Origin of the sequence: Vibrio sp. 10N.222.52.B7 (assembly GCF_041474275.1) — a bacterium.
Classification (GTDB): domain Bacteria; phylum Pseudomonadota; class Gammaproteobacteria; order Enterobacterales; family Vibrionaceae; genus Vibrio; species Vibrio crassostreae_C.
This window is the reverse complement of sequence record NZ_JBFRTU010000010.1, coordinates 1-13,709: the sequence shown is the minus strand read 5'-3', so window position 1 is coordinate 13,709 and position 13,709 is coordinate 1. Positions and strand designations below refer to the sequence as shown.

The 13,709-nt window shown below is 45.0% G+C and carries 12 protein-coding genes; 9 read left to right on the top strand and 3 right to left on the bottom strand.

The genetic code is table 11. The annotated features are described in order from the left end of the window. Positions 1–15: 15 nt before the first annotated feature. Complete coding sequence (locus AB4512_RS03925; protein ID WP_017062876.1) at positions 16–744, bottom strand: tRNA1(Val) (adenine(37)-N6)-methyltransferase; 729 nt, start codon at positions 742–744, stop codon at positions 16–18. 314 nt (positions 745–1,058) lie between these two features. Between AB4512_RS03925 and brnQ the strand changes: the two genes are divergently transcribed. Continuing rightward, a complete protein-coding gene (gene brnQ / locus AB4512_RS03920; RefSeq protein WP_136973918.1) occupies positions 1,059–2,372 on the top strand; it encodes a branched-chain amino acid transport system II carrier protein in 1,314 nt (437 codons plus the stop codon). Positions 2,373–2,518: 146 nt separating this feature from the next. Here the strand turns inward: brnQ and fldB are convergent, their stop codons facing one another. Next, complete coding sequence (gene fldB, locus AB4512_RS03915) at positions 2,519–3,040, bottom strand: flavodoxin FldB (protein WP_372174468.1); 522 nt, start codon at positions 3,038–3,040, stop codon at positions 2,519–2,521. A gap of 150 nt (positions 3,041–3,190) precedes the next feature. On the opposite strand from fldB, the gene xerD reads away from it, so the two are divergent. From xerD to AB4512_RS03875, 8 genes are all read left to right on the top strand, one after another. Then, positions 3,191–4,105, top strand: coding sequence for a site-specific tyrosine recombinase XerD (xerD, locus tag AB4512_RS03910; protein ID WP_017059327.1), 915 nt, complete (start codon positions 3,191–3,193; stop codon positions 4,103–4,105). A 26-nt stretch (positions 4,106–4,131) separates the two neighbouring features. Beyond that, positions 4,132–4,911 (top strand): thioredoxin fold domain-containing protein, encoded by a 780-nt coding sequence (locus AB4512_RS03905; RefSeq protein ID WP_017062874.1) that lies wholly within the window; start codon positions 4,132–4,134, stop codon positions 4,909–4,911. An 80-nt stretch (positions 4,912–4,991) separates the two neighbouring features. Continuing rightward, positions 4,992–6,728, top strand: coding sequence for a single-stranded-DNA-specific exonuclease RecJ (gene recJ, locus AB4512_RS03900; protein ID WP_017059329.1), 1,737 nt, complete (start codon positions 4,992–4,994; stop codon positions 6,726–6,728). A 235-nt stretch (positions 6,729–6,963) separates the two neighbouring features. Beyond that, a protein-coding gene (gene prfB / locus AB4512_RS03895; RefSeq protein ID WP_100208942.1) for a peptide chain release factor 2 occupies positions 6,964–8,062 on the top strand; the annotation gives its coding sequence in 2 pieces (ribosomal slippage) (positions 6,964–7,038 and positions 7,040–8,062; 1,098 coding nt in all). Between the two features lie 98 nt (positions 8,063–8,160). Then, the gene (gene lysS / locus AB4512_RS03890; RefSeq protein WP_017059330.1) at positions 8,161–9,693 is read left to right on the top strand and encodes a lysine--tRNA ligase; all 1,533 of its coding nucleotides are present in this window, start codon (positions 8,161–8,163) and stop codon (positions 9,691–9,693) included. A gap of 271 nt (positions 9,694–9,964) precedes the next feature. Continuing rightward, entirely contained in the window at positions 9,965–11,299 is a 1,335-nt protein-coding gene (vpsR, locus tag AB4512_RS03885) for a cyclic-di-GMP-binding transcriptional regulator VpsR (protein ID WP_017062873.1), read from the top strand. A 567-nt stretch (positions 11,300–11,866) separates the two neighbouring features. Then, a complete protein-coding gene (locus tag AB4512_RS03880) occupies positions 11,867–12,118 on the top strand; it encodes a hypothetical protein (protein ID WP_008224444.1) in 252 nt (83 codons plus the stop codon). Positions 12,119–12,322: 204 nt separating this feature from the next. Beyond that, positions 12,323–12,634, top strand: a complete 312-nt coding sequence (locus AB4512_RS03875) for a DUF6482 family protein (protein ID WP_004735016.1) — start codon at positions 12,323–12,325, stop codon at positions 12,632–12,634. Between the two features lie 88 nt (positions 12,635–12,722). Here the strand turns inward: AB4512_RS03875 and mutH are convergent, their stop codons facing one another. Next, positions 12,723–13,388, bottom strand: a complete 666-nt coding sequence (mutH, locus tag AB4512_RS03870) for a DNA mismatch repair endonuclease MutH (RefSeq protein WP_048606845.1) — start codon at positions 13,386–13,388, stop codon at positions 12,723–12,725. Positions 13,389–13,709 lie beyond the last annotated feature (321 nt).

Genomic DNA, 13,709 nt, shown 5'->3' with positions numbered 1-13,709 from the left:
ATCACATGGTATTTGCTACATCTTGAGATAAAAATCTTTAGTGAGCGCAATAAATGCTTCGCTATAACCACCTTGATGGTGAATTGTAAGCGATTCGCGCTGCAAATCTTGCTCGCAAGCAGGATCTTTAGATAACTCGAATAAAATTCGGCTAGCTGGCTTTTTATCTGTTGTTTTTACATCAAGGCGTTTTGCTAGATACCAACCACATTGCTCGGCAAGCTTGATAAAACCTTCCCCCTCAGGCGTCGGTAGGATGAAACTGGCAGTCGCGGCGTCGGTTGTTATCTCGAAACAACGCTGGGCAAGCGCTAAATGATCCAAGCTGTCGGTGTGCCTGGCGGTGGCTCTTTGGCTTTGCTGCGCCTGTTCTCCAGAGTTGAAGTAGGGCGGGTTACAGATGATCGCATCAAACCTTTGTGGAAAGTCGGTTGTTAACACGCTGCCGTGATCAAGGGAGATACGATTTTGCCAAGGCGACTGCTCAATATTGACAGTGGCAGCATCAATAGCGTGTTGATCAATATCTATCGCAGAGATTGAAGCATCTTCAAAACGCTGCGCAGCCATCAAAGCCAGCAGACCTGTCCCGGTTCCAATATCGAGTACACATGATCTTTGTGGCAGGCTTACCCAAGCGCCAAGTAATACGCCATCGGTACTGACTGGCATACCGCTTTTCCCGCCGTAAATTGAGAATTGCTTAAAATTGAAGCTTTTAGTTTGCACTGTTTTGTCTTTCATTAATGTTCTGAGTATCGAGATATTTTAAGTGATTAGCTCTAATGTTAACCGCTTGTATGAGTCAATGTTCTGCTTGAAAAAATATTGTTGTGCATTATGGTTAGTTTATAATTGTGGCTATTTTTCTATAGCTAGTGGAATCCACTGCTTTTTGTTCTCATATGCAAATTTATATGGTGTTTTTGTGTGGTGACTTGCAGCTAGCCAGTTGTTTCGTCATTATGCGCGACTATTTTATAGATTGATTGGCAGCTTTGAGCTGTAACATTCATGTAAGCACAACATAAATTCATAAATATAATTAAGGATTATCTGTGAAACAGAGTCTAAAACTAACAGATATAATGGCATTGGGCTTTATGCTTTTTGCGTTTTTCTTGGGTGCGGGTAACATCATCTTCCCACCTCTAGCTGGCCAATTAGCCGGTGATCACTTCCTTCCAGCGATGTCTGGTTTTCTGCTGACTGCCGTTGGTCTGCCCTTAATCACTATCGTCGCGGTCGCAGTGGCTGGTGGCTCTTGGGGTCACTTAACTAAAGATCTTCCTAAGAAAGCAGCAACCATCATGGCTGTACTGATCTTTATTATTATCGGTCCTGCATTTGCTGCACCGCGTACTGGCCTTGTTGCCTATGAGATGGCGGTGAAACCGTTCTTCATCGATGCCTCTCAAGCTCACCTAACTCTCTTTTCGATTGCATTTTTTGTAGTAGCGATGTTCTTCTCATGGTCGCAAGGTAAGCTTATTGACGTCATTGGTAAGGTACTAACACCTGCACTGTTCGTTGGTTTGGTTGTACTGGCGATCGCTGTATTCGTTAACCCTCAAGGCGACGTTCTTGCGGCTCACGGTGAGTACATCACTCAACCACTGACCAAAGGTTTCCTTGAAGGCTACAACACCATGGATACTTTTGCTTCTTTGATGTTTGGTATGCTGATTGTTGATGCGATTCGTAGCAAGGGCATTACTGACCGTGCAGCGACGACTAAGTACCTAATTAGCGCGGGTTGTATTGCCGCAGCGGGTCTGGCGTTTGTTTACATCTCTCTATTTTTCCTAGGCGCAACAAGTGCAACAGTCGCAGCTGGTGCAGACAATGGCGGTGCTATTTTAAGCCTATACGTTCAATCGTTGTTTGGTCCTTCTGGTCAGCTAGTGCTTTCTGTGATCGTACTATTAGCATGTCTAACTACGGCGATTGGCCTTGTGTCAGCATGTTCTGATTACTTCAGCTCGCTAACGCCTCTGTCTTACAAGACTTGGGTAATCATCAATGGTGTAGCTTGTGCAACCGTTGCGAACGTTGGTCTTTCTCAACTGATTTCTCTGTCTGTTCCAGTACTGTTTGCACTGTACCCAGTCGCTATCGCGTTGGTTGCTCTGACATTCTTACGTAGCCGTTTCCCTAATCCAAAAGCGGCTTACCGCGTAGTGGTATTAGTGTCACTGCTGTTTGCTCTTATTGATGGAGCTAAAGTAGCGGGTGTAGACGTGTCTGCACTTAAGATGCTGCCACTGTTTGAGATCGGTATGGGTTGGTTGCTTCCAACAACGGCTGCAATCATCTGTATGTTCTTTGTTGGCAAGTCAACAGAACAAGAGATGGCTGAAGAGACTGTTTAATCTTCCGTCGAGATTAGATTGTCCTTCGAGATGAAATAGAAAAGGCCTCATTACTTCGCAGTAATGAGGCCTTTTTGTATTCTGTGATCTTTTTATATCCAGCTAGTTACTTGGTTAGCTACTTAGCCGGGAGTACTTCTGTTTGGTTATAGCTTTTCGCTGTACTCAACCAGTACTTGCTCAACCCAGCTTGCGATACGGTCGTCGCTTAGCTCGTATTGTGAATCTTCATCAAGCGCCAAACCAACGAATTGAGATTTGTCTTCGGTTAACGCTTTAGACGCTTCGAACTCGTAGCTGTCATCGTTTGGCCAGAAGCCAACAAACTCTGCACCCGCGGTTTTCAGTTCATCATGCAATAGACCCATCGCATCTAGGAACCATTCGCCGTAGCCTTCTTGGTCACCCAAACCAAACAGAGCCACAACCTTGCCTTTCATAGGCGTGGTTGTGATGTCTTCCCACAGTTCATTCCAATCTTCTTGGATTTCACCGAAGTCCCAAGTCGAGATGCCCAGCAATAAAAGGTCGTAGTCCGCCATCAATGAAAGAGGGCTTTCTTTCACGTTATGGATATCAACTAGGTCTTCACCAATAATGCCGCGAATTTTCTCTGCTGCCATTTCTGTGTAGCAGGTGGTTGAGCCGTAAAATAATCCAATTTTCATAGCAAACGTTCGATTTTAATTTCAGATGGCGAATTCTAACCATAAATCGACTTCGATTGCAGCGATTATCCGCTCAAGTCGTAATTTTTATGGCATTCATATTTGCTCTGGCATACTCTCAAAACAGTTTCCAATATTGTGAGTAACACTATGCAGTCGCCTCAAGGGCAGAGCGCAGACCACGGTCTCGTTGAGCAGTTTTTAGATGCTATGTGGATGGAGCGAGGATTATCGGAGAATACGCTTGTCTCGTACCGTACCGATTTGTCCAAGTTATTAGCGTGGATGGAAAAGAACAATTACCGCCTCGACTTCATTAGCCTTTCAGGTTTACAGGATTATCAAGGCTGGTTAGCCGACGCCGATTTTAAGCAGACCTCTCGTGCCCGTATGTTGTCGGCGATTCGTCGCTTGTTCCAATATTTGCACCGCGAGAAAATCAGAGGCGATGATCCAAGTGCCTTGTTGATCAGCCCGAAGCTGCCGCAACGCTTGCCGAAAGATTTGAGCGAAGAACAGGTTGATGCTTTGCTCGATGCGCCAGATCCGAACGATCCGATTGAGCTTCGCGATAAGGCGATGCTTGAGTTACTCTATGCAACCGGTTTGCGTGTGACAGAACTGGTTAGCTTGACGATGGAAAACATCAGCCTAAGACAGGGCGTGGTGCGTGTTATTGGTAAGGGTGGCAAAGAGCGCTTAGTACCAATGGGCGAAAATGCGGTGGATTGGATAGAGACTTTTATTGAACAGGGTCGTCCACATCTACTTGGCGAAAACAGTTCTGATGTGGTTTTTCCGAGTAAACGCGCCAAGCAAATGACCCGTCAGACGTTCTGGTATCGTATTAAGCACTACTCGGTCGTCGCTGGTATCGACACAGAATTGTTGTCACCACACGTATTGAGACACGCTTTTGCGACGCATTTACTGAACTATGGCGCAGATCTCAGGGTCGTACAGATGTTACTTGGGCATAGTGACTTATCGACAACCCAAATTTATACTCACGTGGCGACTGAAAGGCTCAAACAAATTCATGCGCAGCATCACCCACGTGCTTAAATCCATTTATTTTTAAGGTGAACTTAATGAGCGTATTACGCCGTCTTCCTCTACTAGCGCTTCCTCTTATGATTACTGCATGTAATGCATCAGAAGCGAAAGTAGAAACAACATCAACAGCCGTAGAAGCTGCTCCAGCTCAAGCTATTGATACAGCTGCGTTAACTAAGCGTTTTGAAAAAATCGGTATTAAGGTCGATAAGATTGTTCCTTCGGATATCGATGGTTTGTTAGAAGTTCAAACCAACAGCGGCATTATATTTTCTTCTCCAGAGGGCGATCACTTTCTAGCCGGTACACTTTACTCTTTAGATGAAAACGGTAAGTTCAGTGATGTTTTGGCTGAGCGTCAAGCTCCGCTGAATGCTGAAAAAGTCGCGGCGATGTCGGATACGGTTATTGAATACAAAGCCGATAACGAAAAGTATGTTGTGACGGTATTTACTGACATTACGTGTGGCTACTGTGTTCGTCTGCACAGCCAAATGCAGGGCTACAACGATCTGGGTATTACCGTTCGTTACATGGCTTACCCACGCCAAGGTGCGACAGGGCAAGTTGCCGATCAAATGGCAGCAATCTGGGCTTCAGATGATCCAAAAACAGCGATGCATGACGCTAAAGTAAATCGTCAAATGCCAGCGTCTGGTAAAGATCTAGCAGAGCAAAAGCAGATCATTGCTAAACAGTACCAATTAGGTCGTGAGCTTGGCATCAATGGCACACCGGCTATCGTGCTAGCAAGTGGTGAGTTGGTGAGTGGTTACTTACCGCCAGCACAACTTCTTCAACGTTTAGAGCAATAATCTCGTTTTCTGTATTGCCAATTTATCCCCCATGTTTTTGATTTAAGGAGTGGCCTGATTGATATCGGGCCCATTTTTATATGATAGAGATCCAACGCCGTCCTGAGGTCGACATTTCAGTCTTACCTGCTCACTTACCTGACTTGTTAAAGCGCATTTATGTGAGTCGTGGAATCGACAGTGCCGACCAACTAGAGACAGCAGCGAAAGGCTTGCACTCTTATCAAAAACTGGGCGGCATTGATGCTGCGGTTGAGCTGTTGTTCAAAGCTATTCAGCAGCAAAAACGCATCATCATTGTTGGTGACTTTGATGCCGATGGCGCGACCAGCTCGGCGCTGTCTGTTTTAGCGTTACGTATGCTCGGCAGCTCTAACGTCGACTATCTGGTACCAAACCGTTTTGAAGATGGTTATGGCTTGAGCCCTGAGGTTGTTGAACAGGCAATCGAGCTTGGTGCTGAAGTGATCATGACGGTCGACAACGGTGTATCTTCAATTGAAGGTGTTCGCTTTGCTAAAGAGAAAGGGCTAGAGGTTCTGGTTACCGATCATCACTTGCCGGGCAATGAACTGCCAATGGTCGATGCTATGGTTAACCCAAACCTTGAAAGTTGTGCTTTTCCTTCGAAAGCCCTAGCGGGGGTTGGTGTCGCTTTTTACCTGATGATGGCATTGTGTGTTCACATGCGTAAATTGGGTTGGTTTGCAGAGCGCGGCATGACAGAACCTAAGTTGATGGAACTGATTGACCTTGTGGCGCTGGGTACGGTTGCCGACGTGGTTCCACTCGATGAAAACAACCGAATTTTAGTTCATCAAGGTTTGCAACGTATTCGTGCGGGTAAAGCTCGTCCGGGCATTCAAGCCTTGATCGAAATTGCTAAGCGAGACGCTAAGCGTTTGGTGGCGTCTGACTTTGGCTTTGCTCTTGGTCCTCGTATCAATGCAGCTGGTCGATTAGACGACATGTCTTTTGGTGTTGAGCTGCTAATGAGTAACAACATCCATGCGGCTCGTCGAATGGCGAGTGAGTTAGATGGCTTGAACCAAACACGTAAAGAGATCGAAGAGGGTATGAAGCAAGAAGCGATGGCTTTTTGTGAGCGCCTTGAATTTGGTAAAGACGACCTACCTTCTGGCTTGGCACTATTCCAACGTGATTGGCACCAAGGTGTGATTGGTATTTTGGCTTCGCGTATCAAAGACAAATACCACCGCCCAGTGATTGCGTTTGCAGATGGCGGCGAAGGCAGTATCAAAGGTTCATGTCGTTCAATTCCGGGTCTGCACATGCGTGATGCATTGGACCGAATTGATACTCAAAACCCTGGCTTGATTCTTAAATTTGGTGGCCACGCAATGGCGGCTGGTTTAACCATCATGGAAAAGGACTTTGAACGCTTCAGCAAGCTGTTCAATGATGTGGTGAAGAATGAACTTGGAGAAACAGCACTGAAGGGCATTATCTTGTCTGATGGTGAGCTGTTACCAGAAGAGTTCTCGATGCACACCGCTGAAACGCTGCGTTCAGGTGGCCCATGGGGACAAGCTTTCCCTGAGCCAATCTTCGATGGTGAGTTTAAAGTGCTGCACCAAAAGCTGGTGGGTGAAAAGCACCTTAAGCTGATGCTTGAGCCGCTCTACAAAGGCCACCCAACCAATGTGATGATTGACGGTATTGCCTTTAACGTCGACCTACGTCGCTGGCCTGATGCATCAGTAAAAACCGTTCATCTTGCATTTAAGCTCGATATCAACGAATTTCGCGGCAACCAATCGTTGCAGCTGATGATTGATCATATCGAAGCCAAATAGTGATTTTGGGCTCAATAATGCTCATCATATAGTGCCAAATTCAACAAGCTCTGTTCAAAAACAGGGCTTGTTTTCCTTCCTGCCCTTACAAAATTTACGTGTTTTTTATGCCTGTCAATTTTATATCCCATTAAGTTGTTGAATCTTGGTTCACCACTCTAAAAAATTCTGTATCTCCGTCACACTTTTGAGTACAATTCTTCGGTTAAATTCTACTCATAAATGATGAGCTAAAATGTTTGAAATCAATCCTATAAAAAACCGTCTGCAGGATGTGTCTGAGCGCACAAATATCCTGAGGGGGTATCTTTGACTATGACGCTAAGAAAGAGCGTCTAGAAGAAGTAAACGCAGAATTAGAACAACCGGATGTATGGAACGAACCTGAGCGTGCTCAAGCGCTAGGTAAAGAACGTTCTGCATTGGAAGCGGTAGTAGAAACGATCGACCAACTTGACCAAGGTGTTGAGGATGTTGATGGCCTATTAGAGCTTGCGGTTGAAGAAGAAGATCAAGAAACGTTCGATGAAATTGAACCAGAACTGGCCGAGCTTGAAGCTAAGCTAGAGAAGCTGGAATTCCGTCGTATGTTCTCTGGTGATCACGATGCATCAGATTGCTACATCGATTTACAGTCAGGTTCGGGCGGTACAGAAGCTCAAGACTGGACTTCAATGATGTTGCGCATGTACTTACGTTGGGCAGATTCGAAAGGCTTCAAGACTGAAGTTATCGAAGTGTCGGATGGTGATGTTGCTGGCCTTAAAGGCGCAACGGTACGTATTTCTGGTGAGTATGCTTACGGTTGGCTACGCACAGAGACTGGTGTTCACCGTCTAGTTCGTAAGTCACCATTTGATTCAAGTGGTCGTCGTCATACTTCATTTGCATCTGCGTTTATCTATCCTGAGATTGATGACAACATTACGATCGACATTAATCCTTCTGACCTACGTATTGACGTATACCGTGCCTCTGGCGCTGGTGGTCAGCACGTAAACACCACGGAATCAGCGGTACGTATTACTCACGTTCCGACTAACACTGTGGTTCAGTGTCAGAATGACCGTTCGCAGCATAAGAACAAAGATCAAGCGATGAAGCAGCTACGTGCTAAGCTTTTTGAACTTGAGATTCAAAAACAAAATGCTGAAAAACAAGCGAGCGAAGAGACGAAATCAGACATCGGTTGGGGCAGTCAAATCCGCTCTTACGTGCTGGATGATTCTCGTATCAAAGATTTACGCACCGGCATCGAAAACCGTAATACTCAAGCGGTTCTTGACGGTGACTTAGACAAGTTTATTGAAGCTAGCCTGAAATCAGGTCTGTAAGCTTTATCAACTATTAAGCTTTACCAATAATATTGGTAAAAATGCCTATATTTGCAAAAATATAGCGGTCCAAATTTTAAAAGCAGGGTACATCTCTAATGACTGATGCTGTTCAAAACGAAAACGCACAAGAAGCTTCTTCACCTGAAGAGAACAAACTAATCGCTGAGCGCCGCAGCAAGCTGGATCACATCCGCCAAAACTGCAAAGCTAACGGTCACCCAAATGACTTCCGTCGTGAGCACCTAGCTGGCGATCTTCAAGCGGAATTCGGTGAGAAGACTAAGGAAGAGCTAGAAGAGCTTAACCACATCGTTGCGATCGCTGGTCGTGTTATGGCGAAGCGTGGTCCATTCCTTGCGATTCAAGAAACTTCTGGTCGTATCCAAGCATACGCAGCGAAAGACGTTCAAAAAGTACTGAAAGAGAAGTACCAAGGCCTAGATATCGGTGACATCATCGGTGTTAAAGGTGCGCTTCACAAATCAGGTAAAGGCGACCTTTACGTGAACATGGAAGAGTTTGAATTGCTGACTAAAGCACTTCGTCCTCTACCAGAGAAGTTCCACGGTCTAACTGACCAAGAGATGCGTTACCGTCAGCGTTACGTTGACCTAATCGTGAACGAAGATTCTCGTAATGCATTCATCGTGCGTTCTAAGCTTGTATCTTCAATCCGTAACTTCATGAGCGCGAAAGGCTACCTAGAAGTTGAAACGCCAATGATGCACGTGATCCCGGGTGGCGCAACTGCACGTCCGTTCATCACTCATCACAATGCACTAGACATCGACATGTACCTACGTGTTGCACCAGAGCTTTACCTTAAGCGTCTAGTGGTGGGTGGTTTTGACCGTGTATTCGAGATCAACCGTAACTTCCGTAACGAAGGTCTATCTCCACGTCACAACCCAGAATTCACAATGATGGAATTCTACCAAGCGTACTCTGACTACAAAGACCTTATGGATCTGACAGAAGAGATGCTAAGCACGGCAGCAATGGACGTTCTTGGTTCTACTTCTATGCCTTACGGTGACGAAACGGTTGAGTTCGGTGGCACTTACGCTCGCATGAGCATGTTCGATGCAATCAAACACTACAACCCTGAGCACGCTGAGATTCAAGCGCTAACAGAAGCAGACCTACAAGACCGTGAAAAGATGGTTGCTATCGCAAAATCTGTACACGTAGACGTAGAAACGTTCTGGACATGTGGTCAGCTTCTAGAAGAGATCTTTGGTGAAACGGCTGAGCCTCAGCTAATTCAACCAACGTTCATCACTGGCTACCCAGCGGACATCTCTCCTCTAGCTCGTCGTAGCGATGACAACCCGTTCTTCACAGACCGTTTTGAGTTCTTCATCGGTGGCCGTGAAGTTGCGAATGGTTTCTCTGAGCTTAACGATGCACAAGACCAAGACGAGCGTTTCAAAGCGCAAGTTAACGCGAAAGACGCGGGTGATGACGAAGCGATGTACTACGATGCAGACTACATTACTGCACTAGAGCACGGCCTACCGCCAACAGCGGGTCAAGGTATCGGTATCGACCGTCTAGCAATGCTATTTACAAATACGCACACAATCCGTGACGTGATCTTGTTCCCGGCAATGCGTCCACAGGCGTAATTCTCGTTTATAGGGCGTAACAGCATATGTAATTAAAAAGCCACCTTCGGGTGGCTTTTTCTGTTTTGGGGCTTCAAAACCTAGTCTGTACCGCACTCTTGATTCGAAAAATCGTTATTTCTGACATAGTCTTACTATTGAGACATAAAATCTAAGATAGTCTCACTACTATACGTCTCTGCGCTGAATACGCTCTCGCGGCATTTTGTCGAACGATGAAGCAGTGACTCGTATTAGTCTGATTTAAATAAAAATAGAATAAGGAAGAAGGATGGGAACTCAATTTAAGATGGATTCCTTACCAGGTTCTCTTATCGTCGTTGGTGGTGCGTACGAACCCTGGTTATCAGTGTTAGAACAAGTGGGTTGGCAGTGTACCCAGTGTGCAGATTTACGAAAAGCCGATGCCTTGATTGCTGATATTGGCCCATGTATTGGTATTGTCGATCTTAGTCATGATGAGTTCAGTCTCAACGGTATTGCTAACCTTGTGAGCAATAACAAGCAGGTGAGATGGCTCGCCTTTATCCGTGAATCTCAATTAAGCTCTGATACGATCTGCCAGTTTATCGTCAACTTCTGTATCGACTTTTTCACGGCACCAATCCCAGATGCTCAATTGCTGAGTACCATTGGTCACCAACTGGGTATGCTTAAGCTTGAGCAGAAGGTATGGCCAAACTACGGCATCAATAACAACATGGGACTGCTAGGCGATTCTGTGGCCGTGAAGCGCTTGAGAGACCAAGTAAAGCGTATTGGGCCGACTGATGTCAGTATCTTGATTTATGGCGAGAGTGGGGCTGGTAAAGAGACGATTGCACGCTCGATTCATCAAAATTCGTCGCGAGCACAGAAACCATTTTTAACGGTTAACTGTCGTGCCTTGTCTGAAATGAGAATAGAGGCCGAGGTGTTTGGCATATCAGCACAGTCAGCGACTGCGCCTTGTATGTTGGAAGAAGCCGATGGCGGAACCATCTTGCTTAATGATGTTTTAGCGATGCCACGCAATCAACAACTGAACCTGTTGCGCTTTCTACAAGAAGGTAAGATTGAAACTGCGAATGGACCTAAATCTGTCGATGTGCGTATTCTGGCCGCGAACTCCTCTGATATCGAGAAGGCGTTGATCGAGGGCGACTTCAATGAAGAGCTTTATCACTATATCAATGTTCTGCGTATTCATGTTCCAAGCTTAAAAGAACGTGTGAGCGATATTTCAGTACTGGCGAATCATTTTCTGCGTGAGTACTCGAAAGAGTTTAATGCTCAAGCGAAGAGCTTCTCAGACGATGCTATCCGTTCGATGAATCGATACCATTGGCCTGGAAATGTGCGTGAGCTGATGAATCAGATTAAGCGTGTTGTGTTGATGTCTGATGCTGTGATCATTGAGGATCACCAACTGGATTTACCAAAACAGAATGATGAACGCCGAAGCTTGAAGAGTATTCGAGAGCGCTCAGAGCGCGATGCGTTACTGATTGTATTGGAATCTTACGGTGGTCAGGTTTCATTGGCGGCTAAGGAGCTCGGTGTATCACGAGCGACGATGTACCGCTTGCTGAATAAACACAGCCTAATCTCTGAAGGTGTTGTTTAGACTCTTCTCTACATGACTTTATTCAGTCACCGTAAATTAAAGGCCATGTATCTACGTGGCTTTTTTGTTTCTGAAGGGTAGTCCGTTGTTTTCTAGTTAGACCCTAAGAGAGATATGCTGTGATTTTATATAATCATAGTGAATATGTTATATGTAAATGAATATGCAACTAATATTTCAGGCGAATGCATTGTTTTAAAAATGTTAATCAATTAGCGGTTGAATAATATACTCACTTGGTTAGACTTTAACCGTTAAAGCAACGATTTAACAAAGACTTGTCTGCTTTTACTTCCCCATTTTTTTTGGATTTTTTAGTTAGCTTGGAGGCGCAAATGAAACATTTCGATTTTATACAGCATATTTGCGCGTCGTTTGATCCGTGTACTGACATGGTGACTGATATGTCACTCACATCAGCCATAGCCGATCGAAACACCCAAGATAAACCTAACTAATAGATCCGTATCCTTATTTGGCTGCGGAAAAATAGCAGCTAAGTGAGAAGCCCTCATACTATCTAACACGCTATTTTTCCTCAGTTGACTCAACAACTGGAGAGTTATTATGCGTCACTCAGTATATTTAAAATTAGCAACAGTCCTTATCCGTGCCGATCTTCGTCGTGAAGAGCGGGAATGGCAGCGAAAAGTACGTCGTAGTTCACTAGACCTACCTTGGCACAACACTCATTTGCTAAGAGATATTGGCCTTGAAGCCGATGGTCGTCCAATTGGTTTCTCTGAGCCTGAAGTTGTCACCATTGAACGTCGCGTTCGTCATCTTCGTCGTGTTCTTAGCGCGCGAATACCGACGTAATCTTTCGGGGTTGATCGCACCTTTCAACCCCCTAAATCATTGACGGTGATAGTTAGGTGTCAAAAGTGAGCGCTTTTGAACTAGAACTGGACAAAAAAGAGAAGCATTGGCTTCTCTTTTTTGTTTTTTTAATCGAGAAAAATCAACGTGCCCTAGTAAAGAAATAGAGTTCTACTAAGCTATAGAGAGCAAGGGAGGCCGGTTATGCAAAAGCATCAGTTAGACATGTGGTTACATGGAGAGCACAAAGACTCTTATCAAACACCCAAAGTGTACGTTATTGGCTGTTCTGATATTTCAGAATATCTATTGGCGGTGGAGTACAAACATAAGCTAGAACCGGTAAAGCAAGACGGCGAGCCGCTTCACTTTGGATCCTTGGATCAAGTGAAAGAGGAGTTACTCCGGCTCGGCTTTGAAAAGGCGTATCTTCGCTTACACAACGCCTATGATGAGTTTGGTAATGAGCCAAGCCAAAGCTACTGTGATATTGAACTGGCGCTCAAACCTCATTAAGAGGCGTTGGTAGCGAGATATTGATTCTAATTCCAGACTGTTTTTTAACGCACTGATAGTTTTGGCTATCGAGGCTCGATTAAACGATCTATGCGTAATGTGTTGTCAGTAATTTATGGGTGAATTGAGTTCGCAGATAGAAACCACGTGGTTTAGTTTTGATAGGTTTTCCGCTTGCACCGTAAGCTTCCGTTAACACACGACTGTTAGCAGCCTTCGGACGTAAATGCAGTGCTTCACCGTGTCTTGCTGTTATCTGTTCAACATTGCCTAAAACGATCAACTCCATCAGCTCTTCCCAATCTCGCTTCAAGAGTTCGTCTTCAGCTTGGCTAGGTGTCCATAATAATGGGGATCCTACATGCCTCTCTGCTAGCGGGATCTCTCTTTCTCCCTCGACAGGGATCCACAACACCTTAGACAGCTTGTTTCGAACGTGGCTGGTTTCCCAAGTTATGCCTTGCACACCCATCAAAGGAGCAACACACACAAAGGTGGTTTCGAGTGGCTTGCCAGAGTAGCCAATCGGAATGCTTTTTAGCTCGATGCCTAGTTTGGCAAAATCTTGTTCTGGCTTACTGCCTGCAGGTGCACCCAAGTGCCATTCCAATAGCTGCCCAACCCAGCCTTTATCACGCTTAAGGTCGTTTGGCATCACCATCTCAGCTTCGTCAGCGAGCTCTTTAAAGGTCATTCCGGCGATGGCATACGCGCGCTCTAACAGCTCTTGTTGTGTTTGTGGTTCTGGTTTCATAATAAAAGGCATGATCAAAAAAATGATTTTATCAGAAGTTATCACCAAATGACGACTGGTTAAGAAATGATCTCCTTGCGAGAAAAGGGATCAAACTCAGGGTTATCCACAGGACATAAAGGTAATTAATTGAAATATTAATTTAGTGGATAAATAAACAGGGGTTTATGGTGGATAAAATGCTTGCCAAATGGGGTTCAAAATGAATCTTTCACTTAGTAGTGTGGATAAACATCGGAGTGGTTGATCTTTAACCATGTCAGGTTTCTGAAAGATCTTTTACACTTCTAATGTTTTTTAAAACTAGAATGTTATTTTAAT

Excerpts from the sequence above, each read along its gene's own strand:
- AB4512_RS03925 (WP_017062876.1), bottom strand. The coding sequence starts at position 744 with ATGAAAGACAAAACAGTGCAAACTAAAAGCTTCAATTTTAAGCAATTC.
- fldB (WP_372174468.1), bottom strand. The coding sequence starts at position 3,040 with ATGAAAATTGGATTATTTTACGGCTCAACCACCTGCTACACAGAAATG.
- xerD (WP_017059327.1), top strand. The coding sequence starts at position 3,191 with ATGCAGTCGCCTCAAGGGCAGAGCGCAGACCACGGTCTCGTTGAGCAG.
- AB4512_RS03905 (WP_017062874.1), top strand. The coding sequence starts at position 4,132 with ATGAGCGTATTACGCCGTCTTCCTCTACTAGCGCTTCCTCTTATGATT.
- recJ (WP_017059329.1), top strand. The coding sequence starts at position 4,992 with ATGATAGAGATCCAACGCCGTCCTGAGGTCGACATTTCAGTCTTACCT.
- lysS (WP_017059330.1), top strand. The coding sequence starts at position 8,161 with ATGACTGATGCTGTTCAAAACGAAAACGCACAAGAAGCTTCTTCACCT.
- vpsR (WP_017062873.1), top strand. The coding sequence starts at position 9,965 with ATGGGAACTCAATTTAAGATGGATTCCTTACCAGGTTCTCTTATCGTC.
- AB4512_RS03880 (WP_008224444.1), top strand. The coding sequence starts at position 11,867 with ATGCGTCACTCAGTATATTTAAAATTAGCAACAGTCCTTATCCGTGCC.
- AB4512_RS03875 (WP_004735016.1), top strand. The coding sequence starts at position 12,323 with ATGCAAAAGCATCAGTTAGACATGTGGTTACATGGAGAGCACAAAGAC.
- mutH (WP_048606845.1), bottom strand. The coding sequence starts at position 13,388 with ATGAAACCAGAACCACAAACACAACAAGAGCTGTTAGAGCGCGCGTAT.